Source organism: Nostoc sp. DedQUE04, assembly GCF_034530995.1.
Classification (GTDB): Bacteria; Cyanobacteriota; Cyanobacteriia; order Cyanobacteriales; family Nostocaceae; genus Nostoc.
Map to the genome: position 1 here is coordinate 17,842 of NZ_JAVRCA010000009.1, position 26,981 is coordinate 44,822.

General features: G+C 41.5%; 25 protein-coding genes. 13 read left to right on the forward strand and 12 right to left on the reverse strand.

Annotated elements, in window-relative coordinates; genetic code table 11:
* Positions 1 to 164 precede the first annotated feature (164 nt).
* A complete protein-coding gene (locus tag RM049_RS08415; protein ID WP_322703862.1) occupies positions 165 to 1,880 on the forward strand; it encodes an ATP-binding protein in 1,716 nt (571 codons plus the stop codon).
* 198 nt (positions 1,881 to 2,078) lie between these two features.
* Entirely contained in the window at positions 2,079 to 3,629 is a 1,551-nt protein-coding gene (locus RM049_RS08420; protein ID WP_322703863.1) for a HAMP domain-containing sensor histidine kinase, read from the forward strand.
* A 116-nt stretch (positions 3,630 to 3,745) separates the two neighbouring features.
* On the opposite strand, the gene RM049_RS08425 is transcribed toward RM049_RS08420, so the two are convergent.
* The 4 genes from RM049_RS08425 to RM049_RS08440 all read right to left on the reverse strand — a co-directional run bounded on the left by RM049_RS08425 (position 3,746) and on the right by RM049_RS08440 (position 7,561).
* Positions 3,746 to 4,987 carry a M20 family metallopeptidase gene (locus tag RM049_RS08425; RefSeq protein WP_322703864.1) on the reverse strand — a complete coding sequence of 414 codons (1,242 nt, stop codon included), beginning with the start codon at positions 4,985 to 4,987 and terminating at the stop codon, positions 3,746 to 3,748.
* A 246-nt stretch (positions 4,988 to 5,233) separates the two neighbouring features.
* Positions 5,234 to 5,980 carry a phycoerythrobilin:ferredoxin oxidoreductase gene (locus tag RM049_RS08430; RefSeq protein ID WP_322703865.1) on the reverse strand — a complete coding sequence of 249 codons (747 nt, stop codon included), beginning with the start codon at positions 5,978 to 5,980 and terminating at the stop codon, positions 5,234 to 5,236.
* Positions 5,981 to 6,030: 50 nt separating this feature from the next.
* Complete coding sequence (locus tag RM049_RS08435) at positions 6,031 to 6,765, reverse strand: 15,16-dihydrobiliverdin:ferredoxin oxidoreductase (RefSeq protein WP_416212625.1); 735 nt, start codon at positions 6,763 to 6,765, stop codon at positions 6,031 to 6,033.
* 217 nt (positions 6,766 to 6,982) lie between these two features.
* Entirely contained in the window at positions 6,983 to 7,561 is a 579-nt protein-coding gene (locus RM049_RS08440) for a phycobiliprotein lyase (protein ID WP_322682882.1), read from the reverse strand.
* 115 nt (positions 7,562 to 7,676) lie between these two features.
* On the opposite strand from RM049_RS08440, the gene RM049_RS08445 reads away from it, so the two are divergent.
* Positions 7,677 to 8,501 carry a pentapeptide repeat-containing protein gene (locus tag RM049_RS08445; RefSeq protein WP_322703866.1) on the forward strand — a complete coding sequence of 275 codons (825 nt, stop codon included), beginning with the start codon at positions 7,677 to 7,679 and terminating at the stop codon, positions 8,499 to 8,501.
* A 93-nt stretch (positions 8,502 to 8,594) separates the two neighbouring features.
* Here the strand turns inward: RM049_RS08445 and RM049_RS08450 are convergent, their stop codons facing one another.
* Both RM049_RS08450 and RM049_RS08455 read right to left on the reverse strand, forming a co-directional pair.
* Positions 8,595 to 8,795 carry a hypothetical protein gene (locus tag RM049_RS08450; protein WP_322674177.1) on the reverse strand — a complete coding sequence of 67 codons (201 nt, stop codon included), beginning with the start codon at positions 8,793 to 8,795 and terminating at the stop codon, positions 8,595 to 8,597.
* 151 nt (positions 8,796 to 8,946) lie between these two features.
* Positions 8,947 to 9,609 carry a HEAT repeat domain-containing protein gene (locus tag RM049_RS08455; RefSeq protein WP_322682885.1) on the reverse strand — a complete coding sequence of 221 codons (663 nt, stop codon included), beginning with the start codon at positions 9,607 to 9,609 and terminating at the stop codon, positions 8,947 to 8,949.
* A gap of 202 nt (positions 9,610 to 9,811) precedes the next feature.
* On the opposite strand from RM049_RS08455, the gene RM049_RS08460 reads away from it, so the two are divergent.
* The 8 genes from RM049_RS08460 (at position 9,812) to RM049_RS08495 (ending at position 17,506) form a co-directional block, all read left to right on the forward strand.
* On the forward strand, positions 9,812 to 10,393 hold the full coding sequence (locus RM049_RS08460) for a phycobilisome protein (RefSeq protein ID WP_322682886.1): 582 nt from the start codon (positions 9,812 to 9,814) through the stop codon (positions 10,391 to 10,393).
* 452 nt (positions 10,394 to 10,845) lie between these two features.
* Positions 10,846 to 11,709, forward strand: a complete 864-nt coding sequence (locus tag RM049_RS08465; RefSeq protein WP_322703867.1) for a phycobilisome linker polypeptide — start codon at positions 10,846 to 10,848, stop codon at positions 11,707 to 11,709.
* A gap of 476 nt (positions 11,710 to 12,185) precedes the next feature.
* Complete coding sequence (locus RM049_RS08470) at positions 12,186 to 12,944, forward strand: phycobilisome rod-core linker polypeptide (protein WP_322703868.1); 759 nt, start codon at positions 12,186 to 12,188, stop codon at positions 12,942 to 12,944.
* A gap of 252 nt (positions 12,945 to 13,196) precedes the next feature.
* The gene (locus RM049_RS08475) at positions 13,197 to 13,721 is read left to right on the forward strand and encodes a phycobiliprotein lyase (RefSeq protein WP_322703869.1); all 525 of its coding nucleotides are present in this window, start codon (positions 13,197 to 13,199) and stop codon (positions 13,719 to 13,721) included.
* A gap of 131 nt (positions 13,722 to 13,852) precedes the next feature.
* Positions 13,853 to 14,482 carry a chromophore lyase CpcT/CpeT gene (locus RM049_RS08480; protein WP_322674183.1) on the forward strand — a complete coding sequence of 210 codons (630 nt, stop codon included), beginning with the start codon at positions 13,853 to 13,855 and terminating at the stop codon, positions 14,480 to 14,482.
* The gene (locus RM049_RS08485) at positions 14,476 to 14,814 is read left to right on the forward strand and encodes a CpeR family transcriptional regulator (protein ID WP_099102916.1); all 339 of its coding nucleotides are present in this window, start codon (positions 14,476 to 14,478) and stop codon (positions 14,812 to 14,814) included. Before RM049_RS08480 ends, RM049_RS08485 begins: the two co-directional genes overlap by 7 nt.
* A 345-nt stretch (positions 14,815 to 15,159) precedes the next feature.
* Positions 15,160 to 16,167 (forward strand): phycobilisome rod-core linker polypeptide, encoded by a 1,008-nt coding sequence (locus RM049_RS08490; protein ID WP_322703870.1) that lies wholly within the window; start codon positions 15,160 to 15,162, stop codon positions 16,165 to 16,167.
* Positions 16,168 to 16,588: 421 nt separating this feature from the next.
* A complete protein-coding gene (locus tag RM049_RS08495) occupies positions 16,589 to 17,506 on the forward strand; it encodes a M23 family metallopeptidase (RefSeq protein WP_322703871.1) in 918 nt (305 codons plus the stop codon).
* Between the two features lie 262 nt (positions 17,507 to 17,768).
* On the opposite strand, the gene RM049_RS08500 is transcribed toward RM049_RS08495, so the two are convergent.
* Both RM049_RS08500 and RM049_RS08505 read right to left on the reverse strand, forming a co-directional pair.
* Positions 17,769 to 18,623: a cyanophycinase gene (locus tag RM049_RS08500; RefSeq protein ID WP_322703872.1), complete on the reverse strand. Its 855-nt coding sequence runs from the start codon at positions 18,621 to 18,623 to the stop codon at positions 17,769 to 17,771.
* A 403-nt stretch (positions 18,624 to 19,026) separates the two neighbouring features.
* Entirely contained in the window at positions 19,027 to 19,230 is a 204-nt protein-coding gene (locus tag RM049_RS08505) for a hypothetical protein (protein ID WP_322674187.1), read from the reverse strand.
* Between the two features lie 328 nt (positions 19,231 to 19,558).
* Between RM049_RS08505 and RM049_RS08510 the strand changes: the two genes are divergently transcribed.
* Together RM049_RS08510 and RM049_RS08515 are read left to right on the forward strand one after the other, a co-directional pair.
* Entirely contained in the window at positions 19,559 to 21,469 is a 1,911-nt protein-coding gene (locus RM049_RS08510; protein WP_322703873.1) for an acetate--CoA ligase family protein, read from the forward strand.
* Positions 21,470 to 21,688: 219 nt separating this feature from the next.
* Positions 21,689 to 22,279 (forward strand): thioredoxin family protein, encoded by a 591-nt coding sequence (locus tag RM049_RS08515; protein WP_322674189.1) that lies wholly within the window; start codon positions 21,689 to 21,691, stop codon positions 22,277 to 22,279.
* Positions 22,280 to 22,390: 111 nt separating this feature from the next.
* Here the strand turns inward: RM049_RS08515 and RM049_RS08520 are convergent, their stop codons facing one another.
* From RM049_RS08520 to RM049_RS08535, 4 genes are all read right to left on the reverse strand, one after another.
* Entirely contained in the window at positions 22,391 to 23,410 is a 1,020-nt protein-coding gene (locus RM049_RS08520; protein WP_322703874.1) for a sensor domain-containing diguanylate cyclase, read from the reverse strand.
* Positions 23,411 to 24,456: 1,046 nt separating this feature from the next.
* Positions 24,457 to 24,600 (reverse strand): hypothetical protein, encoded by a 144-nt coding sequence (locus RM049_RS08525; protein WP_322703875.1) that lies wholly within the window; start codon positions 24,598 to 24,600, stop codon positions 24,457 to 24,459.
* Positions 24,601 to 24,773: 173 nt separating this feature from the next.
* Entirely contained in the window at positions 24,774 to 25,004 is a 231-nt protein-coding gene (locus RM049_RS08530; RefSeq protein WP_104906287.1) for a DUF6737 family protein, read from the reverse strand.
* A 59-nt stretch (positions 25,005 to 25,063) separates the two neighbouring features.
* Complete coding sequence (locus RM049_RS08535; protein ID WP_322703876.1) at positions 25,064 to 26,683, reverse strand: cyclic peptide export ABC transporter; 1,620 nt, start codon at positions 26,681 to 26,683, stop codon at positions 25,064 to 25,066.
* Positions 26,684 to 26,981 lie beyond the last annotated feature (298 nt).

Below are 26,981 nucleotides of genomic sequence, written 5' to 3' on the forward strand. Positions count from 1 at the left end.
CGCTATCGGTAATCCACATCATCAAAAAGGAACCAGATTAAAGATTTGGCTAATGGCTCTTGACTCTGTAGCTTTCAGGCACACATCTGGGAATTTTAGGAAAAGCGCAAATTCCCTAGAACTGAATTAGCGCAGTAGCCAGTACTTGAGGTTTCGAGCAAGGAATGAAAATTAGTCAGAAATTAATTTCGGGAATTCTAGGAATAGCGACTCTCTCAGTAATTACTGGTGCGATTAATGCCCATCAACAATTGAAAATAGCTAAGTATATTGCTCAACAAGAGGCTGAAGAAGTTGCTGGACTAGTAGCATATTTCGTAAGTCATGAACTTGATGAATACCACGAAATGGAATCGCGAGATAAGATGTTAGCGGAATTGCAAGACCATGTTATCTCGCTACACAAGAAACGTCAGCGCGATCTGGAGATTGTAGATCGCAATAAAATCATTCTGGCAGATGTAGTTCCAGAAGACATTGGTACGCGATTAGATCGCGATCGCAATAATGAAGTTGGTAAAACTATTCAAGATGGTATACCAAGAACATATATTGAGTTCAGTCCTGAGTACCCAAATGGGATTCGATTGATTGCTGTTCCTTTTAAGACTGGCAAGGGTGAAAGAATTGGTGCAGTCATTCTGGAATATACACCGCTTTATGAAGCAGCCCTAGCAACAGCCCATAAAAATATTGTTGCCACGTCAGTTATCAGTTTGGCATGTGGCATACTCGCACTATTAGTAGGCTATTTGATCTCTAGAAGCATTTCAAAACCGATTAAACAACTCCAGCAAGCTGTGGTAAATCTGTCTGAAGGTAAGCTGAATACCAGAGTTAATATTTGCTCCCAGGATGAGATTGGCGAGTTAGCTACCTCGTTCAACAAAATGGCGGACGATCTGCAACATTCCAGAGATGAATTGGTCAATGCCAACGAACAATTACGAGACGAGATTGTTGAGCGTCAGCAGACAGAAGCAGAACTTCAGCAAGCTCTGAAAGACCTGCAAAAAACCCAAATCCAATTAATTCAATCTGAAAAAATGTCGAGTCTGGGTCAACTAGTAGCAGGAGTTGCCCATGAAATCAACAATCCAGTTAATTTTATCTACGGCAATCTGCAACACACTGATGATTACACTCAACAACTGCTGCTGTTAATTAAGCTTTATCAAAATCATTATCCCAACCCAGAGCCAGAAATTCAAAATGCTAACGAAGAAGCAGATATTGAGTACCTAATAGAAGATTTGCCTAAGATGTTAACCTCAATGAAGATGGGGGCTAAACGCATTCGGGAAATTGTTCTCAGTCTCCGAATTTTCTCTCGTTTGGATGAAGCTGAGTTCAAAACGGCCGATCTCCATGAAGGAATCGACAGTACTCTATTAATTTTGCAACACCGTCTGAAACTACAAAATAATCGCCCTGAAATTAAAGTGATTAAAGAATATGGTGAAATACCTCAAATCCAGTGTTTTGCAGGGCAAATGAACCAGGTATTTATGCACATCTTGACAAATGCGATCGATGCTTTAGAAGATTGTTTCCAAAAAGAACTTTGTCCAAATCCCTTGATTCGCATTTCTTCTCTTCAGGTAAATGAAAATATAATTATTCGGATTGTTGATAATGGGGTAGGAATTTCAGAAGAAATCCAGTCGCGTTTATTTGACCCTTTTTTCACCACAAAACCAGTTGGCAAAGGGACTGGTATGGGCTTATCGATTAGCTACCAGATAATTACAGATAAGCATGGTGGATCTTTGCAATGTATTTCATCACCGGGACAAGGTGCAGAGTTTGTAATTACAATCCCAATTCGAGTAGCGAAACCAGCACATTCATCAGTTGGCGATCGCCACGCCTATCGGTAAAAGTCAGTGCCAATGTTTTTCAGCCTCTAAGTGCGTAAGCATAGCCCTTCATAGACATCGCAGTTAGAGGGTAATTGCCCCTGAATTGTTCGGTTCTACCACTGTCATCAGTATACAAATAGCTATAACCTCTTAGATAGTAGTGAAATGTCTAACCTAGACGCTGTTAGTCGCTCTTGAATTAAGGGGTGAAAGCCTGTGTACCAATGGATATTGCCAAGCCTGAGCGAAATCTTGGCCCAAAATCAATCAAGTGTGGCAGAATGTTCACCTGCTAAAGCAGAGCAGCAGTGGCGAATCAGCCTCGCAGCGACAGAACATTTGCTATTAAATACTTTAGCAGACCCTTCAGTTGACACAACCCAAGGATTAGTTTTAGCTGCACCAGCACCCTTGTTTAGTCAACCAAAATTAACTCAAAGTTTACAAACAGTAACTTTTACAGCAAAACCATTTAACCCTTTGGCGCTAATGCCATTTCAGATGCCAGGTGCAATTGCGTCTGTCAATGAAGAAATTGCTCCCAATGAATCGGTACTTCCTTTACTACCTGCCGATCCGCTCGGAGCAGAACAGTTTTGCTTGGTTTTTACAGATAAATTCAGATTAGTACTAATTTTAGCAACCCACAAAAACGGCAAAAAAACCTTTTCATTTTCTTTTGAGCCAGAGATAGTGCAGCAGGCTTGGCGATCGCTAGGGGCACGGGTAATGCTGGCTAATCCAGAATTTTTCGCCCGCTTGGACGCATTAGTAGAACAGTATTCTCCGGTAGCACCAGACTACCGCATGATGATCCACTTTAGTCAGTTATTACTTCAGGAATTAACAGAACCAGAAGAGACTAAAGACTGTTTACTAGGGACTGTGGAAGAAGCAGGGGAGCATACTTCGACTGCGCTCAGTAACCGGGGGAGCAGAGGAGCAGGGGAGCAGGGGAGAAAAGTTTTCCCCAATGCTCAATGTCCACTTGCCCTGAGCAAAGCCGAAGCGATGCCCAATGTCCAATCCTCAAATCCTGATGTAGAATTGCTCCAAGCTTTTGCTCACGAAGTCCGCACACCTTTAACAACTATTCGCACCATGACTCGTCTGCTGTTAAAGCGGCGAGACTTAGATGCTAGCGCGATCAATCGCTTAAAAATTATCGATCACGAGTGTACAGAGCAAATTGACCGTATGGAATTGCTGTTTAAGGCCGCAGAACTAGAAACTACTGCCTCAGCAAAATCGTCAAAAACTCAACTCACACCGATGTCTTTAGATCAAGTGTTGCAGCAGAGCATTCCCCGTTGGGAACAAGCAGCGCATCGCCGTAACTTAACTTTGAATGTTGTTTTACCCCAGCAACTACCAACAGTAGTGAGCAATCCCACCATGCTGGATCGGGTTCTCACTGGTTTGATGGAAAATTTTACTCGCAGCTTACCGGCTGGCAGCCATATTCAAGTACAAGTTATCCCCGCTGGAGATCAACTAAAGTTACAATTATCGCCGCAATTCCGGTGCAAAGATTCAAATAAAGCCGCCATACCTGCAACACCACCAATCCGCAAGGCTCTAGGCCAACTGCTGATGTTCCAACCAGAAACAGGTACGATTAGTTTGAATATCGCTGCAACCAAGCATTTGTTTCAGGCGATCGGTGGCAAACTAATTGTGCGCCAGCGTCCACACTATGGGGAAGTGATGACGATTTTCCTACCTTTAGAAGTTAGCAATAAACAGAAACCGATAGTCACGAATTAGAGATATAGCCATCCTAAATGAGATTGCGAACATTTTTGTTATGGTCGTCCTTGGTCATTTGTCCTTTGTCCTTTGTCATTTGTGACTACAACGGACTAATGACTAATGACTAATGACTAATGACATGAAACAAAGTACTTTTCCACGCATCTAACAAATATTTCCACACCCATTGCCAAGGCGGTTTCGTCAAAATCAAACCGAGGATGATGATGGGGATATGCTAAGTCTTTCGCGGGATTAGCAGAACCCAGAAAGAAATAACAACCAGGAACCTCTTCTAAAAAAAATGACATATCTTCAGCAGCCATAGTTTGGCATTCTGGTACGATACCCACAGGAGTTTCTACCACTTGTTCTGCTACAGATCGCACTAGTTCTGCTATTTTAATATCATTAATTACTGGTGGATAAAGTGACCAATATTCTAAATCATAATTTGCACCATGACTCTGACAAATTCCAGCAATAATCTGCTCGACACGCTGGTTAAAAAAGCCTTTCAAACTAGGATTAAAATACCTGACAGTGGCACTCATTCTCGCTGTATCAGCAATGACATTGCGTTTGGTTCCAGCGTGAAGTTCTCCCACTGTTACTACTGCTGAATCAATGGGATTAACATTCCGAGCGACAATAGTTTGCAAAGCATTGACAATTTGAGCAGCAACAACAACGGAGTCAACAGTTTGATGGGGTAGTGCGCCGTGTCCACCTTTGCCCAAAATTGTGCAGTTAAAGCATTCCACAGCTGCCATCAATGCGCCAGCCCGCACACCCACTGTTCCTAAAGGCAAATTATTCCACAAGTGCAAACCAATAATCGCGTCAACATCAGGATTTTTCAAAACTCCAGCTTCAATCATTGGTTTTGCGCCTCCTGGTGATTCTTCCGCTGGCTGAAAGATAATTTTTACAACACCAGAGAAGTCTTGGCGATGCTGCTGGAGATAATAAGCTGTACCTAAAGCGATCGCTGTATGTCCATCATGTCCACAAGCGTGCATCACTCCATCATGCTGCGATTTATACGGCACTTCGTTGAGTTCTTGGATTGGCAAAGCATCCATATCCGCACGAATCGCTAAAACTTTTGGATTTTGGATTGTTTCTGAAACTTCCTCTTTACCCTTGATAGTGGCAACAATGCCAGTGTGGGCAATGCCAATTTGATGCTCAATTCCCCATTCTTGCAGCTTTTGTGATACAAACTCAGCAGTCAGTTTTTCTTGAAAACCCAACTCTGGTTGTTGATGCAATCGCCGCCGCCACTCTATTAATTGCGGTTGCAATGAGCGAATAGAAAGTCGGATGCGAGATAGATCGACAGAAGCGGGATTGGGAAAGGTGGAAACCATTATGAAGACAAACTAGTTTGAGTACAGCTAATACCAATTTGAAAAAAGAATGCAACATATATTATATAGATAAGACCCATTCCCAATCGTCCTCAATACATTGGTAAGGATGTGCGTCAGCGCAGGTGGGGTATCTGCTGCAAAATTTTTGGAATTGGTATAAGTTAGATTATTTTCCTAGTTTAACGTGACTTGAACGAGTCTTCATTGACACTCTACTCAGCACTGAGTGAGGTCAAAAAGTTTTTAGTTGATAGCTGTTAATTTTCTCTCTAGGTCAAATAAAAATCCGTGAATATACTCTTCAGTCCATTCGGCACCATAGAAGCGTTTAAACATTCCTCGCGCTGGGTCTTTTTCAGCCCGATATCGGAGGTATCGCAGTTGGGCTTGTTCAATGGCTACTAAATTTTGGGAATCTGTTATTGGTTCTGCCTGCTCTACGAAATCGAGATAAGCTTTCAAATAGTCTTTGAAAGCGGCAAACACCTGAGTTTCTACTACAGCCGTTTCTTGGGGACGAGTCCACAGAAAAGCGGGAGAGAAAAAAGGCTGTGCTTCTTCGGGAAAATCTCCTCCCCAGGATAGATGTTGCTGGTGGGTGTGGAAAATAGGCAAAATTGGTTCAGTATATTTCGCCTGATATGCTGAATCATCCCGAAATAGCGGCTGCATATCCAAAGCAATTAGATGTCCTCCTGGCAATGTCACCAAATCTGCCCCAAAAAAGGGTAAATCGTAGTTGAGGCGGGGAAAAATCACAAAATTCAGCACTTGCAGCGAATTGCCACCTTGTACGTGAGCTGCCCGAATTTGCCGCAATTTTGAAGTTTGAAAGGCATAACTGGTGGTGACAACTTCTTCCTGATTCTTTCCCTTGCCCACAACAGCACTCTTGGACTCAAATCCAGTGGGGATAGGATAGGGCTGTAAATCCAAACGCGATCGCATATAGGCGATCGCATAATCGAGAAATGGCTGATAAAGCGTCACGTTGCTTCGCTCCGAATTCAAAATTAATAATCCCCAATGCCCAATGCCAATTATCTTTTGCCGACACCGACTGCTAGGGGAACAGCATCTTCAAATAAGAATTCATGGAGAAAGCGTTCTGCCCATTCATGACCAAAGTAACTGCTAAACAAACCAGATGCGGGATCGCGGTCTGCACTATATTGGTCATAGTCTTTTTGGGCTTTGACAATCCGCTGGATATCTTTAGGGTCTTGGAGCGGTTTGGCATCTGCTAACATTTGCCAATACAAGTTTAAATAATCCTGAAAAGCTTCAAAGACTCGTGTTGCCACTGTTTCCGGGTCGGTTTTGGCAAACAATAGGTATTTAGAAAAATACTGGTTGGCATCGTAAAACTTCATTTCTAAGTTTTGCGCCAAATCTGGGTATTTATCATGCAGAGATTTCAGCGGAACTATATATTTTTTTTGATAATCTTCATCCTGAAATAAAGGCTGGAAATCAAGCACAATCAGGTTTTTGACTTTCCCAAAGGATAAAAAATCAATCCCTAACAGAGGTAAATCGTAATCGTGACTGGGATAAATCACGCTGTTAAAAATTTGAGCGCTTTCCCCAGCATCAATGTAGGTATAGCGAATTTTCCGCAACTCTTGAGATTGGTAACACCAACTGCGAATAGTTGCTGGGTTTCTACCGCGATCGCTAACTTTGAATTCCAAACCAGGGGGAATGACCCTACTTTGTAAATCAAATCGCTGAAATAGCTCTTTTTCTAAAAATTCCAGGAAAGGCTTATACATGGAGCATGATTTGTTAACCCTTGCATGAAAATAAGTTATGGCGATCGCGCACGTCTCATTTATGAGAAACAAAGCAACATTCCTTAATGGGGGATTGGGCATTGGGCATTGGGCATTGGGCATTGGGCATTGGGCATTGGGAATTAAGAAAATTATTTCCCAGTCCCCAGTTCCCAGTCCCCAGTTCCCAGTCCCCAGTCCCCAATGCCCAATCCCACTAACGCCTAGCATGATTGCGACCGATCATTTGCTGCAAGACTTCTTGGGAAACACAGCGACGCTCCGAACAATAAGTCATCAAGTTAATTCCGTTCATCATTCGTACTGTACTGACTCTGACACGAAAATCATCCGTAACAAACCAACAACGTTCCTGACCTTGATTGTTGTCATAGTCAGTATCAATCGTCAGTACTCCATCATCAGCAAATCGATATCGGCTCACAACCGGAATGCTCTCAACATAGCCTTGGTTGCGAATCAGTTTTCCAGAACGCCTCGTTTCGTCGGGAACATCAACCAAAATCGCTGCATTATCGGTATTCGGTAGCCTGGTATCTAGGTTAGCTTGCCATGCAAAGCTAGCACCGCTTGTTGCTTTATTAGGATCTATCCCTTGGGCTTTACAAACTTCTTGGACTTTCGGATCGTCCTTTTCCATGACTTTTATAATCAAATTCGACTCCCCCGACTCATCCGCCGCCGAGTCAAAATGATGAACGGCGCGTTCCGTAAACCACGTACCCTCACTTTTACGGAAGAAATCGATCATTGTCAAAGGCGGTATTATATGCATCTGTTTTGAAACCTCGTTTTATCAAATTTTGGCGTTATTAATACTGAGTGATGAGATGAAGTCCCGGTTTAGCTAAAGTGTAGAATAACTCCAAAAGTGATATTTTAATCAGCTGATGACAAATAGTGAAATTCAACTTATTACAAGCGTTCGCCCCAGTCCAACTCCAGAAATCTTAACAGCCCTGAAAGCCGGAATCCCTGTGGATTCGATAGATTTGTACCAATTTAATCTCAAGGAAGTCGATTTCCGACAAGCTAACTTGAGTAAAGCCAATCTATTAGGAGCCGACCTCAGTGAAGTGCTATTAAGTAATCTCGATTTGAGTGGGGCAGATTTGCGAGGCGCTAATCTGCAAGGAGCCGATTTGAGTGGGGCTAATTTGCAGGGAGCCTATTTAAACCGTGCTGATCTCCAACAAGCAAATCTCAGTGGCGCAAATTTGGAGGGAGCCAAACTCCAAGTAGCACGTTATGATTTACAAACGAAATGGCCCGAAGAATATAACTACAAAACTTCGGGAGCGGTAGGGCCGGGTGCTAATCTCAATGGTGCTTTTCTGAATACAGCTTCTTTACGAAATGCAGATTTACAAGGTGCTAATCTGCGTGGAGCCTATCTGAGTGGCGCTGACTTGACAGGAGCCAATTTGCAAGGTGCTTCTTTAAGTGGTGCCGATCTGACAAAAGCTTATTTGACAGGGGCTTGCTTACGGAATGCTCGATTGACAGGAGCCGATTTGCGGGATACAGACCTGCGAGCAACCGATCTCAGTGATGCAGAGATGGAGCATCTTCAAAGTATTGCTGGGGCAGATTTTACTCTTGCTCAAGGACTCACAGAAGCAACTAAAGCTATGCTTTCCAGTCGTCCACATTCAGAACTCGATGTTTGGAACGCCTATACCCGCAAAACAACTCGTGAAAGTTTGAGTGCTTGACCGTGCCAATTTTAGATTTTAGATGCAAGCCGCGCTCCTTGTGAGCGAAATAAATCGATCCAAAATTGTTTGACCAGTTGCTCTGTAGTGAGTTTACAACGGCTGCCAGTTCTTTTTCAGGAGTGCTAAAAATGTCGCGTATCCTTCGGAAAAACCAGGCGGATCGGGTAGAACATATTGGGGAAATTCTTTATACGATCGCCAAGGTTCCGAAGCATTATGCCGCAAATGTAAGGCAATTTCTGAGGAACCTGGTAATCGCCAAGTCATTTGACCAGTTTGTATATCAGTCACAAATGCCTCCTCATCTCGAAAAAGTTGATCTTTTATTCCAGATTTTGGCAGATTAACCGGATATTTTGGTCAAATTTAAGGTAAAATAAAATGTTTACTATTTATCTGATAAGTTTTCTCACAATATTGCATTGCAGACAAACCCACAGCGCTATTGTGGCAATAGGTCTTCTAAAGCGGCGCCGACAACCCGGTGATCTTTATCCTGTCTGAGTTGGTTCAAGGCTGCTTTTGCTTCCGGTTCATCAAATCGTTTGAGAGCATAGCTAACTCGCACGCGCATCCGCCAAGATTCATCATTCACCAACGTTAGTATTTGGGATAATGCGGCAGTATGTTGACTAGAATTAGCTAGTAAGCCAAGTGCATCAACAGAAGATTCCTGAACTGTGAAATCTTCATCTTTTAAACCCTGAACGCATATATCAAATAGTTCTTCAGGGCAATCCATTTCAGCGATCGCAGCCAAAATGCTCCGTCTAACTAGCCAGTGGTCATCCTGATAATATGCCAAAACTAGATGAGAAACTGCGACTCTGCCAAATAGCGATAACGAATTTGCCGCCTCAGCCCGCACGTTGGGAGTATCATCAAATTTCATAATTTGCATCAAAGCTGCAAAAGATTCCGCTGATTGTTGATTACCCAAACCTCTAGCCACAAAAGAACGCACCAAAAATTCTGAGTCATGAAGTTTACTGGTGAGCAGAGGAACTGCAACTTCTGATTCATAATCATTGAGGGCAGCGATCGCCTTCAAACGATAGTGAAAATCTGGGTTCTTTAGTTCAGCTTGGATTTTATGGATTTCCATAAGTGCATTTGGTACAGCTATTCTTTATTTTAGGGCATTGGGCATAGGGCATTGGAAAAGAAGAGGCAAAGGCAGGAGGCAGGAGGCAGGAGGCAGAAGTTCTAAAATGTTTGAATTTTGAATGCGTGAATTTTGAATTGATTTGTCCCCCTTCCAGCACAATGCCCAATGCCCCATTCCCCATCCCCCATCCCCTAAATCAATGACTCAATTAAGCGAAACCGTTAAAGAATTAATAGCCAAAGCTAGAATTGTCAGCTTTGCTGAGTGGGAACAGTCCCATCCAAAAGCAGCGATCGCTATATTTCAAGCTGCGGATGATGCTTTTCGCTACCTCAGCGACGAAGATTTATCGCAGATTAAAACCTTGTCACCCGATAATTCTGAGTTGATTCCTGTTGCTCAATTGTTACGCGATCGCGCCGCCGAAATCGTTGATGAATCTAGAGAACAAGTTTTAGCAACTTATCCCGAAATTATCCAGCCTGGAGGCGGTCTTTATCCACCTGAACGCGCCCAAGCTTGCTGGCGAGATTTTTGGCATTTTCTTCGCTGCATTACTTATGGCATAGCAGGTGGCCACACTGAATATACAAGTCCCACAGGACTGCATTATATGAATTTGCTCTATCAGGAATTACAAGTTCCATTGGATGCAATGATTTTAGGCTTAAAAAGCATCAAAACTGCTAGTTTGAAACGCTGCCAAGCCGACCGGCAGCAAATTCTTGCTCCCTATTTTGACCATTTAATTAGCCAATTGGCTACTTTCCAAATTCGATAAGTTAAGCGTAAGTGGGCATGAATAATCAAAGGTTTGTAGTCAGAGCTTCAGCCCTGACTAACAAACAATATTACTTAATTTTATATTGCGTAAGATAGTTGAATTTATTCATGCCCACTGATTGAGATAAACTTAAGTGACTCAGCACAATTAATACTCTGGCTTAAGGGAATGGCAAAATACCATCACTTGCATCCCAATTGCAAATCCAATACTAAAAAAAAGCTAAATTTTCTCTAAAGTATAATTTAACTTAACAAATTTTAATAAATATGGTTTCAGCATCGTATCACAATGTGTAAAGGCAAACGATGCAAAAACTTAAAATCATCACGACTAATAAGGATTTAAAGTCTCTATGTCCCCTACTTTGTCACTATGATGTAAAGTTTTTTAACATCTGCTGAATATCCTTCTCATAAAATTTAGTTGTTAACTGGGAGATAGTTTGAATGGCTTTTGGACCAGTATCACGATTAGGGGTCGCTCTGTTTGAAGACACCGATCCCGTCGATCTGTGGCCAAATCGCTCTAATGAGGATGTTGAAACCGTAATTAGAACTGTCTATAAACAAGTTCTAGGCAACGCTTATGTAATGGAGAGTGAGCGGCTTTCTGTTGCTGAATCTCAACTCAAACGGGGTGAGATTAGCGTTCGCGGGTTTGTGCGTCAAGTCGGGAAGTCGGAACTTTACCGTTCGCGGTTTTTTGATAACGCCCCTCGTTATCGGGCGATTGAATTAAATTTCAGACATTTCCTTGGTCGTGCGCCATTGAATTTAGAAGAAACGCGTACACACAGCACTATTCTGGATACAAAGGGCTTTGAGGGTGAGATTGATTCCTATCTAGACAGCGACGAATACCAAGAAACTTTTGGCGAAAACATTGTGCCTTATATTCGGGGCTACAAAACCGAAGCTATCCAGAATTTGGTTCAGTTTACCCACTTGTTTCAACTGGTACGTGGTTCTTCTAGCAGCAGCCTGAAAGGTGACTTAGCTGGCAAACAACCAAAATTAAACAGTTTGCTAATTCAAAGCACGCCTACTCCTGTAGTTTCACCAGCCAGCAAGGGCGCTACATTCCGCAACCCAACATCTACCCCTCGCACTCGTCAGGGTGTGGGATCTGGTGATGATGGTAAGGTATACCGGATTGAAGTTACTGGCTACAAGGCAAATGTGGTAAATAACATTTCCAAGTTTCGCCGCAGTAACCAAGTCTTTTTCGTGCCATACAATAAGCTTTCACAAGAGTATCAGCGGATTCACAAGCAGGGCGGCACGATCGCCAGTATTACCCCTGTCAACTAAAGAATAGAAATTGGAAATTTAGAGATTAGGGATTGGGAAATAATTCTGCTGTACTCAGTCTCTAATCTTTCAATCCCCAGTGTGACTCGTTCTGGGATTTACGCAAAACTAAACGCGTTCAAGGGCAATACCTTGCGGAAAGCCGCTTCTGAGCGAGACACTCCGCGTAGCTAGCTTCCACCTAGAAGTATGCATCTACATAAAATTGCCCTTACCTGAAAAGAATGATTTTCGGCTATTTTTTGCGTAAATCCCGACCTATCAAAAGTTAGCCAAAGCGATCGCTAATCTGGAGTTTGACCAATTCCGCCGTCAGTTGTGATATACGAAGACATTTAACACACTTTCACAAACTAAAGTTTTACAAAAGCTAGTCAGTAGCAAAAATAACTGACAACTGATGGGAAATTCTACCTCCATAAGGGGTAGGATGCTCGGAAATTAAATTAAATTAGCGTTTTTCAGGAGATACCTCAATGTCACTTTGGGCAATTGATTCACCTAATGTTGAACTGCGTCCGAACACCAGCGAAAGTGAATTACAAACACTGATTCGGGCAGTTTACAAACAGGTTTTGGGTAATGCTCACTTGTTGTCAAGTGAGCGACTAGCCACTGCTGAATCGCAATTGCGCGATCGCAAAATCAGCGTTCGCGAATTCGTTAACATGGTTGCGAAATCAGAACTTTATCAATCCCTGTTTTTCAACTCTTCTTCTCAGTATCGGTTCATTGAACTGAACTTCAAACACCTGCTAGGGCGTCCTCCTGCCGATCAAGCAGAAATTTCCGAACACGTCCGCATCTATAACGAACAGGGCTATGATGCTGAGATCGAATCCTATATCGATAGCAACGAATATCAGCAGAATTTTGGCGAGAATATTGTTCCCTATGTTCGCAGCACCAGCTCCCAAGTCGGAATTAAGAATGTTACCTTTAACCGCACCTTTAGCTTAGTCAGAGGATTCGCTAGCAGCGATAGCGATCGCAAAGCCAAACTGATTGGTGATATCGGTTCCAATTTACCCACATCCATCAAAGCTCCCGCGGCTGGTTCTAGTGTCAGCAGCACCGACAAACGCTTCTTGATTAAAGCTGTTAAAGGTGCAGGTAATCTCCGTACTCGTCTGGGCAATCTGGAATACGTAGTTAACTACAACCAACTGTCTGGACAAGTGCAAAACATTCATCGCACAGGCGGCAAAATTATCAGTATCACTGAAGTTGCTTAGATTTGTCTAAGTAAGGGAGTAGGGACAAGGAGACAAGCAAACAAAAGAAAACTCCTAACTTCTAACTCTTGTACAGACGCGATTAATCGCGTCTGTACTCCTAACTCCTAACTCAGCACTCAGCACTCGACACTCAGCACTCCCAAATTCAGTTGTAGTCAAGGAGGCTAACATATAGACTAGGAGAATAACTTTCTTTTTTACCAAGATATCTCTTGGATTTTAAGCTACTTTTTTAAAATCGCTTTTCTAATGGAAATTACTGAATTTTTTGAACTTTCAATTGGACGATGGCGATCGCAGCGTAGCGCTCATCATTTAGCATTCGCCCACTTTGAAGAGGTATTATCTAACATTGACATTGAGTCTCTATCCACCAACGATCCAGCAGTGGTAGCAATCTGTCAATTGTATGACACTGAACCCAGTAGTATCACCCACCCTTTTCGGATGACTTGGGAAGGTGAGTCAGATTGGGACGATAAACCAATCTCTGGCAGTACTGTACTAGTACCAATTCCCGATGTCGAAAATCCTTCTAGAGGAAAACTCCTGCGGGACAAGGGATACGCTGAAACAATCCCAGCAGTGGCTAAATATCATCTGAGCAATGATGGTATTTTTACCCTGTTAACACAGTATGAACTCGCTGCTGCTGAGGAGCGAATTTGGTTTGCTAACCCAAATCTCCGATTTCGGGTAGCGACGATTAAAACCAGTGATGGTAAAGGCGTGACTACAGCTTCCTTTTCTTCAGAGATTCGCTCTTTGTCTTAAACCAATTAGCAAATATCAGGTTAAAACATAAAAGGATACAAGCTCCTAAATTTATTTATGAAGATTGTAATACGTGAATACTTCGACAAGCTCAGTACAAGTTTTGAATTTTGAATTTGGAGCGAAGCGACGTGACGATAGCGCCCAGCGAATCTAGCACTAACGCTAGCGATTTGCTCACCTTAGCCTGTTGGATGGCAGGAGATTTTAGCAATTACAAGCAATCTTTTGCAAATCCGCAACTTTACGCCCACATTCACATTTATTTTCGTCCTTTACCGATTGAATTTTTTTCTGGCATCGGTTTCTATTCTGAACAAGCTTATGACCATGATTTATGGACACCCTATCGTCAAGGAGTACATCGACTAGTCGATTTGGGCGATCGCATTTATATCGAAAATTACAGCTTGAAAGATCAGATGCTTTATGCAGGTGCAGCTCGTGAATTAGATATCCTCAAAACCATCACCCCAGAAAGCATCGAACGGCGTTATCACTGTTCAATGGTTTTCCAACGAGAAGGTGAAATGTTTCGAGGTAGTGTGGAACCAGGCAATCAATGTCTGATTAAACGCAATGGATGCCAGACATATCTTGTCAGCGAAGTAGAAATAACTGAGCGTACTTGGATAAGTCTAGATAAAGGCATGGATATTGAAACCCATAAGCAAATATGGGGATCTACTGCTGGGCCATTACAATTTGAAAAACGGGAGAGTTTTGCTGATGAATTACGTGCGGTGAGCGCATCATGTTGATTCAGCTTGAATCTGTTAAAACCAAAATGTTGCCTCCACTGGCTGAAAAAAAAATGCGCTGCTGGATTCGCAGCCGCCATTTGATTTGTTCGGGTAATTTTTTTATATTCGAGACATTAGAATATACAACGATTGAGAGATTCTCTGAATGCGTTGCTTCTTTAGGAGGGACAGTAATATCCGTTGACCCAGTTAACAAAATTTGGATGGGCGATCATCGCCAAGTAATTTTATATCAGGCAAAAGCCAGTTTACATACACCTCATCATACTTTGAAACAATACTGGATCAAATACGGTGGTTTCTACACTAGATTTGATGAGCGTGCTTGAGAGTTACTATCCTGTAGAAATTGTTCTGACAGGCGTTTATACTCTAATTCAAAATTAAGTTTTGAATTTTAAATACTCCCCAAGGGGGTTGACGGCTAATTATTAATGTCTAATTGCTAATTTCTCATTGTGATTAGCTGTTAGTTATTAATAGTTAGCCGTCTAAGTTTGTTAGAAAATGTAACTAAAAAAATCACCAAAAGTTGATAAGTTAATATCAATAACCAGGAATTAGTAAATCTTAAGTAGGGACTGTTATGGCTTTGCATTTTAGTATTGCCACCCTGCTACAGAAATTTTATTTTACTTGACAAATTAGTTCCCCTTACCCACAATAAGCCAACTATGCAGACCTTCTTAGACGAAGAAACCAGACGACGCCAATATCAAGCATTTCCCCAAATAGAACCTATAGAACTGTGGACTACTGCTTCAGTTGATGACATTGAAATTGTAATTCGAGCAGTTTATCGGCAAGTGTTGGGTAATGCTTACATCATGGAAAGTGAGCGGCTCGTAGTTCCAGAATCCCAACTCAAGCAAGGTATAATCGATGTGCGTGAGTTTGTGCGTCAAGTTGCCAAATCAGAGTTATATCGCTCTAGATTTTTTGATAACGTTTACCGCTACCGAGCAATTGAACTTAACTTTAAGCACCTGTTGGGTCGCGCTCCTGATGATTACTCTGAGACGATACATCACAGCAACATTCTAGATGAGAAAGGTTTTGAAGCGGATATTGATTCTTATCTTGATAGCGACGAGTATCTAGATGCCTTTGGCGAGAACATAGTGCCATATTATCGGGGTTATAAAACTCAAACGGGCAAAAAGATATTGGAATTTACCAATATGTTACAACTGCTGCGGAGCAACTCTAGCAGTGATAAGAACTTAGCAACTAATAATGAACCTCAACTGGTGCGATCGCTAATTACCAACGCTCCTTACGGCAGACAGAAACTCACAGATATTAGTGCATTGCTGGCTGAAATATTCAAGCCCAAGCCAGAAACTGCTGCTCCAGTTAATACCTTTATTGCAGCTTCCACAGCAGCCGAAGAAAGCTTGCGGCAAAAAATTAAAGAGCAAGAAAGCCAGATTGCAACTTTGCAACAACAATTAGCAGACTTACGGCCATTTGCCAGCATCGGCACAACAAAATTTAGTAGTACTTGGCAGTCTTCTAGTTTGCCCACCAGCACAGGTGAATATACATCTTTGCAACAGCAAGCTGACGCCCAAGAAAAACAGATTTCAGCTTTGCAAGAGCAAATTGCTGATGCTCGACGATCTGCAACAATTGGGGAAGCTCGGTTGAATAAATGGCGCAGTCGCGTTTTTAATGGTTAATTTCTCTAATATTTCTCTAATGTTTAATTTTATCGGGTGGGTTAGGCAAGTTTAACTCACCTATTTTTTTACTGTAGACATGATATAAAATCAAGACCTCGTTGGTGAATTCAAAATCTAACAAGCTAAAAAGCTATAAACTCACTAAGCTAACGCGCCTACATATTGCACTATTTTCTGTGTAGACCGTCATTAGTCATTAGTCATTTGTGTTTACCAATTGGACTTTGGACAATTGACTTAGGACAACCTCTCCTGAAGGAGACGCTGCGCGTAGCTTGCTTCCCCAGAGGGGTACACCAGTTGATGTGCTTTTCTTTTTGCGTAACAGCTTAAAGATTTCCTGATATTTTCCGAGTAAGCTTGAAACAACAAATAATCAGAAAGTGTCTGAATTATTGTTCTAATAGACTTACAACTTATGCAAAAAGCTATAATTTATCGATACCGTACTTATGGACTAGTTGGGTTAATATCCTTAAGCGCTGTATTAACTACACCTAAATCTGCCTTAACACAATTGGCAAGCGATTCCCCAATTGGGCAAACTCCTATCCCTACTGCTAACTTAATCTGGCCAACTAAAGGGTTTATTTCTCAAGGCTTCCGCAAATATCAACATGAAGGCATTGATATTGCAGGGGCATCTGGAACTCCTGTTATTGCTGCGGCATCCGGTACAGTTGTTAAAGCAGGTTGGGATAATTGGGGATTAGGAAATGCCATAACTATTAAACATCTCGACGGCAGCACTACTGTTTATGGTCACAATCGCCGTTTATTAGTGAGCAAGGGTCAACAGGTTATTCAAGGTCAAATGATTGCCGAGATGGGATCTACAGGCAATAGTACAGCACCTCATTTGCACTTTGAAGTTCATCCAAATGGTCGAATAGCAGTTGACCCTCTTCGTTTGTTGACATCCGTAACTGCAAGTGTTGGCTTTGGTTCTAAAATTCAGCAAGTGGATAACCAGAACCGCCCAGTTTCGCCACCTCCAATAGCAAATCAAGTTTCACCCTCACAGCAGCCAATTCCTATAGATTTTGCACCTGTAAGCGCTGATACTAAATGTAATGGAATTAGTCTTATTGAAGGTGAGACTATAAGCTCTCGTATAAAAGTCTGTAAAGAAAATGGTCAATTATTTTATATTGGGCAATTGAAGCAAGCCCCAAGCAAGCCTATAAAGATAGTAGCTTTGAATATTGGTAAAGACAGATATCGAGCAGATAATGGTAGTTTTTATTATTTAGTCACTCCACAAAGAGTTGAAGTTTGGCGAAATGGCAGTCAGATTCGTTCTGACAGTTTTTATAGTTTAAGGAAATCGCCTTGATATTCTTTCTACCTTACTTACTTTGGTGAAGATGGTTATTTTAAATATCACTCTTTGCTATACCAGATTGTTAAAAACTTAACTACTATGCAAACTGTATTTCGCTTAAACTCAGGTTTTGAAGCGCTTTGATATCCCCTGCCTATTAAAGGTTCAGACAAGGGATATTACAGCAATTAGTTGAAGAAGAATGCAGAATTCAGAATTTTGACTCCTGAATTCTGTTCAATAAAACTTTCTGTTTAAATACACTTGCTAAAAGTTAAGTGTTAATTGAAGCAAGTGGTTGAGAGGCATTTGATACAGAGCCATTGTTTACGAGAGGTTGACGAGTTTTCAGGTCAAATTTGAAGCCATGTGGCAAAATATGAAGCTTTGCTCCACAAATTGCCAAAGACTCATCCTTCAAAATTTCGTCCACATTGTTATATGTAGCTTCTGATTCATCAACAATCGTAACCGCACCTTCACCAATTACTTCAACTTGGTTATCTACCACTACCATAGCGGTATTTTCATCAATACCAAATCCTAAGACAGCAGGCTGTAGTACCAAAGCTGATATTAAACGTCCTAAGCGTCCCCGTTGGGAAAAATGCTGGTCAATTACTACCCCTGGTAAAAATCCCATACCTGGGCCCATATCGACAGTTTCAATCCGAGGATGTGTTTCTGAGTCGCCTTCCACAATCATTACGTCTGGCATCACAGCAGCTCCGGCGCTTGTGCCTGCGATAACTGCGCCTTCAGAAAAGCGTTGGTGAATCGCCGCATCGATTTCGGTGTCCTTGAGGATGTTGGTAATACGAGCTTGATCTCCCCCTGTAAAAAACACCCCAGTTGCTTTATTAATAGCTTCCAACGCGGTAGATGAAGCTGCATCTTCACGGGTTTCTGTATCAATAATGCGAACAGTTTCGGCTCCCAGGCGCTCAAACACTCTGATGTAATTTTCTCCCACTTCTCTTGGTAGTTCTGTGGCTGCTGTCAGAATTACAATATATGCCTTTGTACCTCCAGCACGTCTGACAAAGTCCCGCAAAATTACGGAATCTCCCTCTTTATCTTCGGCTCCCCCAATAATTACTAACTGCTTTTTGATATTACTTTCAACCATGATGCCCCCTGGGATTTGAGTTAATAAATTTCACTAAAACATGACAATTCAATGTATCAAATCATCCCTTTGATAGATTACTTGATAAAAGTAGGGTTAACATTTGCGTAGACGCATACCCCTACGGGGATCTTGCTACGCAAAGCGTCTGTCTGCGACACCCTATTCGCGTTCGTACAGAAGCGGCTTGTCGTTAGACATCGCAATTAGACCAAAATACTTTTCTGAAAAATTATTTAATTTTCCAGTCACTAAATAAAATCTACAACATCAACTGCCTCTAGAAGTATTTTCTAGAGGCATTTTTGGCAATACTGCTAACGATCTATTGGAGATTTATCGGGCGATGCGAGTAATTGGTATTGACCCTAGCTAGATGCAAATAGATATCTGATGGCAAGTTCTAATGAATCCGACTTTTGTAAAGCAAGTTAGTTAAGAAAAAACGTGCTTGTTCGAGTGGGAGATGCCTGGGTTTGCCTTGGTAGACAATTTGATATTCATTCATGTCTGGGCCATCCCCATGTCCAGAGATCAGCTTTTGGTGAAAAGCTTCGTCAGCCAGTTCTCGAATTTCATCTCTTAGAGCAGCTTGTGTGCTATTCATACTTTGCTGTCTTTTTATACTGTCTTTTTAATGCCCTACATATATTTATACAATTTTAGGATGAGTGTTGTACCTTTCAAAGGTTATATCTTTAATTATTCATGAGGATGAATTGACTGTTCTTGGTTCCTAACAGAAGATTGAAGATTTAATTATGCCTTAAGATAGTTAAAAATGCTTAGTAATAAAGTTAACGTGGGTTCTGATTAGCTCAGTGGCAAAGCCATCACTCTCCAAAATTAACCTGAGTCAATCTACAATCTATAAGTCTGAGTAATTACAACTCAGCATTAAAAATTTAGGGTGTTTAGCCGAAGGTTCGTAATCAATGGTTCTACAAAAAAGCAGTGAATTAGTCCGTATTAATGCTAGAAGAACGGATGTATTCGATATTTTCAACTTCAAGCATTACCTTGGCCCCAACTCTTATTTAAATGTAGGGGCGCTAGCATTTGATTTTGCTCTAATTGACTCTAGAGAGCCTTTGCCCATTGAAGATTATATTGCCAGCATTGGCGATCGCTATCCAAATCTTCGCGAGCAAACCTACGAATCTTATGCCCATCTCTTTGCCCAAGTTGTATCCGAAGCCGCAAAATTGGACATGGATTTACACCTTAATCGCTGGAGTGTGAAGCCATATCCAAATCTCACCCGGATTAGCATTCAATCACTACATGAACGCACAACTAGAGAGGTAATTTACTTTGTTTGGGATTGGTTTGAAGCCATTACCCAAGATGAAGAGTTTGCCTTTGATGACCAGCTGGTAAGGCTGCAAGATAAATTTCGCGCATCTGTCTACGGAGGCCCCACGGTTTACGCCCTATTGCGAACAGCTTATGAAAAAGGTATTCCCGCCTTTTATTTGTGGGAAGAAGGATTGATGCAATACGGTTTAGGAAAAAAACACGTCCGGGGAGTAGCAACAACATTTAACTGTGATAGCCATCTAGATTCGGAATTTACTACCCGCAAGGATGATTGTAAGGCATTTTTGAAAACCTTGGGTTTCCCAGTACCTGAAGGTAGTATTGTCTTTACCGAAAAAGAAGCTTTGGCAGCAGCACGAGAAATTGGCTACCCAGTAGCAGTTAAGCCAGTGGTAGGTCACAAAGGAATTGGTGTCACGGCTGATGTACAAGACTCAAAAGAACTGATATCTGCTTTTAATCGGTCACTGGCAGCGATTCCTGAAAATCAGCAAACCCGAATAATTGTTGAGAAAAGCATCACAGGATCGGATTTTCGTATGCTGTGTGTTAATGGTCGATTTGTCGCCGCCACAGAACGCCGTCCCGCATCAGTTGTGGGTGATGGGTATTTAACGCTTGCAGAGTTAATTCGCCAAGAAAACCGCAAACCTGCACGTTTAGACACGCCAACCTCGCCGATGAGTAAAATTCAGATCGATGAAGCGATGGAACTCTACCTAGAAGAACAGCGTTTATCATTAGAGAGCGTGATTGAGAAAGGACGCACTGTTTACCTGCGTAAAGTTGCCAATCTTTCAGCTGGAGGTATGAGCATCGATGCAACCCCGACAGTTCATGATGACAATATTATCTTGGCGCAAGATATTGCCCAACATTTCCAACTGACTTGCCTGGGGATTGATGTAATCACCAAAAGTCTTGCAGAATCTTGGAAATCCAGTAACTTTGCCATCTTAGAAATCAATGCTGCACCAGGCGTTTTAATGCATCTGAAACCTTCTGTTGGTGAAAGTGTTGATGTACCTTCTCATATTTTAGAAACCTTTTTTGAGTCGGGTACAGATGCCAGGATACCAATTATTACCTTTAACAAAATCTCAGTTGAAGAACTGCAAGCAACGATTGACCATATCCTTTTGCAAAATCCCAACTGGACAATAGGTGCTGTTTGCCGTGATGCTGTTTTTGTGAATCGCTCGAAAAAAGTATTAAGCAAAGATTACAACAGTAATGTCCAAACTTTGCTGCGTCATCCCAAAGTTGATTTGCTAATTGCCGAGTATCCTGAAGAAATCCTCGAAGAACAGGGCATATTTTACCAAAATAGTAATATCGTAGTTTTGGATAATCCCACCGAAATTGAGATGATTTTGGCGCGAGATGTTTTCGATGGTTCGACTGTGGTGATTAAAAAAGGCAACGATATTTCTATTCGTCGCAAAGGGTTGATTGAAGATTATACTTTGGGTGAAGATGAACCATTTACGCGGGTTTATTTGAAGGAAACTGGAGCAATTTTGTAAGTTAAGTAAATAGGGGACTGGGAACTGGGGACTGGGAACTGGGGACTGGGAACTGGGGACTGGGGAGTAGGCGGGCAGGGGAGAATAATTTATAACCAATGCCCAATGCCCAATGCCCAATCCCCAGTTCAAGTGTTCCAAAGCTAGAGAAATTAAAGAGCGTAGAGTCAGCTAAACTAAAGAAGAAATTGCTTAAGAAGTTTTAATAATTCTGCTGTTATGAGTACTGATTCATCTGTTAATTCTCCCGAAAAACCTGAATCTACATTCGGGAAGCGTCTGAGAAACTTCTTAATTGTAATGGTAGCGATCGCACTTAGCGTTTCCCTCGTCTTAGGATTGCGAACTGAAACAACCTCGGCAACTCTAGCTAAGTTAAGCGAGACTTCCACACCGTTAGAAGTAGCCCTCAGCAATGGCAAACCATCTCTAGTAGAGTTTTATGCTGATTGGTGTACTGTCTGCCAAAAAATGGCACCAGATATCACTCAACTAGAAACAGAGTATGCTGACAAGATGAATTTTGTCATGTTGAATGTAGATAATACCAAGTGGCTGCCGGAAATGTTGAGATTTCGGGTGGATGGAATTCCTCATTTTGTATTTTTGAGTCAGCAAGGAGAAACCATAGCCCAAGCGATCGGCGATCAACCTCGGAAGATTATGGCTAGTAACTTAGAAGCTTTGGTTACTGGTTCCTCTCTCCCTTATGCTCAAGCTAGCGGTAAAGTTTCTAAGTTTTCAGCCCCAGTAGCACCAACGGCGAATCAAGATGATCCCCGCAGTCATGGGAGCCAGGTGGTAAATTAAAATAATTCGTAATTCGTAATTCGTAATTCGTAATTCGTAATGACGCTCGTGAACTCGCTACCGCTACGCTAACGTAATTCGTAGTTAAAGACTGTTATGTGATGGGATATTCTATGTAACTGATTGCCGCTTGAGACGCTTTTGAGCATACATTAATTTGTCAGACCTAGCAATTAGTTGTTCTAGTGACATATTGCTCTCTGGGGAGTAACGCTCTATGCCAATACTCATCGAAAGTTTATAGCTACGGTTTTGCTGTTGATTAAAGTTAGCGATATTTGTTTGTAGACGCGCTTGGATAGTATCAGCGTCCTTAAAGTAGCTAGAGATGAAAACAATGAACTCATCTCCACCCAAGCGGGCAACAATATCTGAACTCCGAAAACTTTGCTTAAGTAATCGACCAGCATCAATAATTAAAGCATCTCCCATGTCATGACCAAGGGTGTCGTTAATCTGTTTTAGTCCATCTAAATCAATGAACATAACCCAGCAAAACACTTTCATGCGGTGAGCAATTTTCAACTGCTGTGCAGCCATCAGCAAGAAAGCACGTCGGTTATGTAAACCTGTTAGTTCATCAGTCAGCGATAACTGTCTTCCTTCGATCTCTGCTTGTTTGCGGTTGCGAACTTCCTGAATGAGTTCTATTTGAGCGATCGCCTGACGACTTAGGCGGCGCAGTGCATCTAACTGCTGATAATTTAAGTGATGAGGAATGGTATCTAGAACACACAACGTCCCAATTGGAAGACCATCAGGCGTAATTAAAGGAACACCAGCATAAAAACGAATTTTGGGATTACCTTTGACTAAGGGATTGTTATTAAAGCGATCGTCTTTAAGGGCGTTAGGAACCACTAATATTTCCTCTGGTTGCAGAATGGCATAAGAACAAAAAGACCCATCTCTGGCTATTTCGCTGCTTTCTAGTCCAAGCTTAGATTTAAACCATTGGCGATCGCTATCAACTAAGCTAATTAAAGCAATTGGAGTCTTACAAATGTAGGCAGCGATCGCAGTTAGGTCATCAAATGCTTGTTCGGGTAGGGTATCTAGAATATTGTAGTCTGCCAGCGCTTTGAGCCTTTGTGCTTCATTGTCAGGTAGAGGAACAGGTTGGGTTTTCACAGATGAATGTCTACGCCTTAGCCAGGAAAGTCTAGGGCATTGTAAATTTTGAAACAACCGCGGTATTACCTCTCCAGCTACAAGGCTGGGTAACATAAATATCTCTGCAACGAAAATCAACATTCGGTTGAATATACAGAAATATTTTATTACATTATGTGCTTCATGCCTTTGGTTTACTCTGTTGTTCATGTCACCCTAACTTTCCCTGTGCAAATTACCTAACTATTTAGATACTTACAAGGTCTTTTGCCCTAAAGAAGCTTAATAAATATCAATTTTATTAAAAAATTATTAAAACTTATTCTATTGTTAGAGTTCTTTATCATGGATTAATGTTTTTGATACTACTAATTAGTTTATATCTACGTAAGTTCCGAGGGTTAGAAACCGATTAGGAGAACTTCTTCTTATAATTTTCTTGAGCGATCGCTTAACTTTGCAGCACAGTTTTGCTCATCTCTGCACGCTTACGCAGATATAATACGTATTTTAGAAGAAGTGGTAGACCTCCCTCCTTACCAAGGGCAGCTACGGTGTATACACAAGTCTGAAATAGCCGAGAAATCACGGTTTTACCCCACCCTAACCCTCCCCTTATAAAGGGGAGGGAACCGGATTTTTCTTATTTCCCCCCTTTATAAGGGGGGATTAAGGGGGGTAATTTGACTTGTACACACACCGTAGTATGTCTTGAGGAGGGAACTAAATTTTCTGTTGTCCCCCTTGATAAGGCAGGGCTGATTCATTCCCTAAAAGGCGCTGATTTACAAGCGTTTCAAGCAAAAAAATCAGGTGACTAAAAAATCTGACTCAACTCACGAATGATTTAGGACTGCTATATAAGCAACAGATACCTCGAAGTCATGTTGAAGTACTTGAAAGTCGTTTTGAAGTACTTGAAAGTCGTTTTGAGGTACTTGAAAGTCGTGTTGAGGTACTTCAAAGTCGTGTTGAGGTACTCCAAAGTCGTGTTGAGGTACTTCAAAGTCGTTTTGAGGTACTTAAAAGTCGTGTTGAGGTACTTCAAAGTCGTTTTGAGGTACTTAAAAGTCGTTTTGAGGTACTCCAAAGTCGTTTTGAGGTACTCCAAAGTCGTTTTGAGGTACTTCAAACTTAGTCGCACCGCGATCGAGTACATAGGTGCGTAGGCGTAGCCCGTTGTAGGCATCGCTTTCATAAATCCTCACAAACAAGTCGATTGTTTGATTTTTCAGACAGTCGCTACATCGATAGATTTTATTACAAGTAATCACCCGAACTTGATATAATTAGCTGCATACAATCAGATATACTAAATCTCGAACGTGGTGGAATAATTTTCTCTACCTAGACTAATTTCCCGCATTACATTAAGCTCAAACTACTCTTTATACGACTCTAAAATTCCACTGCGAATCATTAGTTGTGGCCAAAACAACACAAAAAATACCATCCACGTTCCTATCGGGATGGAAACGAGAACTGTTAGCCAGATAGTTTTAAATAGTAACCAGCTACCACCAATCAGTGTTACACCCGTGAGAACTATAGACCAAGGTTGACACCACCAAGGTTTGTAGTTCCAAGGATTTATGGGCTTTTGTTCAGACATTAGTTTTATTTAGTCAAACTCCAAATATTATTTTAATAATTATGAATGATTTTGCCAGATTAAGTTTTATCGTACTCTATTTTGCCATAGTCAAGTTTGATAATTCGGTCTGCTAAATGAAAATAGCGATCGTCATGGCTAATCACCAGTACTGTTTTACCCCGCGATCGCAGTTCTGGGAGAAGTTGAGTGTAGAATATTTCTTTGAATACTGGATCTTGATCGGCTGCCCACTCATCAAATAGATAAATTGGTCGATCTTCCAAGTAGGCTGTGAGTAAAGCTAGCCGTTTTCGTTGTCCTTGAGAAAGAGCAGTGGTAGAAATTTGTCCATTTTCAACTTTCACTTTATGGTCTAGTTGCAGTTTTTGTAAATATTTTCTGGCTTGAGCATCCAAGTGAGAATTTTTTAATCCTAAAAGTTCTTCAAATAAATAAAAGTCGGAAAACACCACGGAAAAATGCTGGCGATACCATTCTCGATTCTCTTCGCTAATTAACTCGTCATCAAACCAGATTTCGCCGTTGTCTGGGATATAAAGCTCAGTAATTAGTTTAGCTAATGTAGATTTACCGCTACCATTACCGCCGACAATAAAGACTAATTCTTGAGGATAAAGTGTTAGATCGACGGGGCCAAAAACAAAGCTATTGTCTTCTTGCTCTGTATAGTAAGTGTGGGTGACACTTTGAAATTTTAACCTGTGCCAGTCAGATTTCAGAGCAGGTGGAACAGTGGATATTTCAGTTCGACTAGCTAGAGATAAGCCCAGTGATTCGATTTTTTGTAAAGCAATGCTAGCTTTGCTTAATAGAGGAAGTTTACTGATAATGTTATCCATTGGTAACACCAAGTAAGTGAAGGTCAAAATGTAGCCAGAGAGAGTTTCGGGATTGATAGTAAGCAGATTAGGGAGGACAAACAGTACAAAACCGAGAGCGAAAAAGAATATGAGTTGACCCCAACTTGAAGTTATAGCAAAAAGGCTTAGACCGTTAACGTTGTGATTGCGAAACTCGTTAGCAGTTGATTGTAGTTTCTCTTCTAAAAAGTCTTCACGCCGCTTGTAATTTAGTTTAAGTTCCTTGACTCCTTCGGTAATTGTGCGAAAATGTTTAAACAGATGATCTTCATCTTCACGAGCTAAAGTAAGTAATTGCCCGCCTCTGTTGAGTAGCCACTGACAACTAGCGATCGCAACTACTGAAATCCCACAAACCATCAGCAATACTAACCAAGAAAGCCAGGTTATATACGTTATACAACCCAGGACGAGCGCTAAATTAATAAAGATAAAAGGCATCTGATAAACAGCATTAGCCACCGCCTGAATATCTTCTGTTAAAGTAGCCAATAATCGAGGATTCCCTAAGCGTTCTAAATGACTCAACTCGGAAGCGAGAATCTGGCGACTTAAACGCATCCGTAATTGCAAGACTGCATTCTGAGAAAGGCGAATCAGCATCACTTGAGAAACGATACTGGTAATTAGTGCAACTATAGCCAGCCCCGCAAAACCCCAAATTATCGATGTGAGGCGGGAAGCATTACCGCTACTTGCAGCATGACTAATTAAGGCAATCAAGCCAGCACTACTACCGCCACTCAAAAATCCAGTAGCGATCGCGATCGCCACCATCCCCCACGAAGAACGCAAAAGAAAGTAAATCAAATTCATGACAAATGCCTATACCCAGTTGGACACAACAAAAAATGAAAATCTCTCTTTTTATGTCCCATGCGCGATTTCCATAATAGTTGTTTGCCAACCAATTAAATTTGCATTGCTAGGGTATATTTTCTATTTTACCAGTTAAACATCCCTTCAAATATCACCATGAATCAGGCACAAGGTCAGTAAATCGCAAAGTTTTTCTCAAGGGCTACGCCTGTGCCAATTCAATTCCCCGTACATATTAGTTGTAAATAATACCTAAATTTTAATAAAACTTATATTCTTGAAAAGAGTTTCAAAA

Coding starts and splice junctions, on each gene's coding strand:
- RM049_RS08505 (WP_322674187.1), bottom strand. CDS start 19,230: ATGAATAGCACACAAGCTGCTCTAAGAGATGAAATTCGAGAACTGGCT.
- RM049_RS08530 (WP_104906287.1), bottom strand. CDS start 25,004: ATGTCTGAACAAAAGCCCATAAATCCTTGGAACTACAAACCTTGGTGG.
- RM049_RS08460 (WP_322682886.1), top strand. CDS start 9,812: ATGACTCAATTAAGCGAAACCGTTAAAGAATTAATAGCCAAAGCTAGA.
- RM049_RS08425 (WP_322703864.1), bottom strand. CDS start 4,987: ATGGTTTCCACCTTTCCCAATCCCGCTTCTGTCGATCTATCTCGCATC.
- RM049_RS08445 (WP_322703866.1), top strand. CDS start 7,677: ATGACAAATAGTGAAATTCAACTTATTACAAGCGTTCGCCCCAGTCCA.
- RM049_RS08455 (WP_322682885.1), bottom strand. CDS start 9,609: ATGGAAATCCATAAAATCCAAGCTGAACTAAAGAACCCAGATTTTCAC.
- RM049_RS08475 (WP_322703869.1), top strand. CDS start 13,197: ATGGAAATTACTGAATTTTTTGAACTTTCAATTGGACGATGGCGATCG.
- RM049_RS08485 (WP_099102916.1), top strand. CDS start 14,476: ATGTTGATTCAGCTTGAATCTGTTAAAACCAAAATGTTGCCTCCACTG.
- RM049_RS08495 (WP_322703871.1), top strand. CDS start 16,589: ATGCAAAAAGCTATAATTTATCGATACCGTACTTATGGACTAGTTGGG.
- RM049_RS08435 (WP_416212625.1), bottom strand. CDS start 6,765: ATGTATAAGCCTTTCCTGGAATTTTTAGAAAAAGAGCTATTTCAGCGA.
- RM049_RS08515 (WP_322674189.1), top strand. CDS start 21,689: ATGAGTACTGATTCATCTGTTAATTCTCCCGAAAAACCTGAATCTACA.
- RM049_RS08500 (WP_322703872.1), bottom strand. CDS start 18,623: ATGGTTGAAAGTAATATCAAAAAGCAGTTAGTAATTATTGGGGGAGCC.
- RM049_RS08465 (WP_322703867.1), top strand. CDS start 10,846: ATGGCTTTTGGACCAGTATCACGATTAGGGGTCGCTCTGTTTGAAGAC.
- RM049_RS08510 (WP_322703873.1), top strand. CDS start 19,559: ATGGTTCTACAAAAAAGCAGTGAATTAGTCCGTATTAATGCTAGAAGA.
- RM049_RS08490 (WP_322703870.1), top strand. CDS start 15,160: ATGCAGACCTTCTTAGACGAAGAAACCAGACGACGCCAATATCAAGCA.
- RM049_RS08470 (WP_322703868.1), top strand. CDS start 12,186: ATGTCACTTTGGGCAATTGATTCACCTAATGTTGAACTGCGTCCGAAC.
- RM049_RS08415 (WP_322703862.1), top strand. CDS start 165: ATGAAAATTAGTCAGAAATTAATTTCGGGAATTCTAGGAATAGCGACT.
- RM049_RS08535 (WP_322703876.1), bottom strand. CDS start 26,683: ATGAATTTGATTTACTTTCTTTTGCGTTCTTCGTGGGGGATGGTGGCG.
- RM049_RS08440 (WP_322682882.1), bottom strand. CDS start 7,561: ATGCATATAATACCGCCTTTGACAATGATCGATTTCTTCCGTAAAAGT.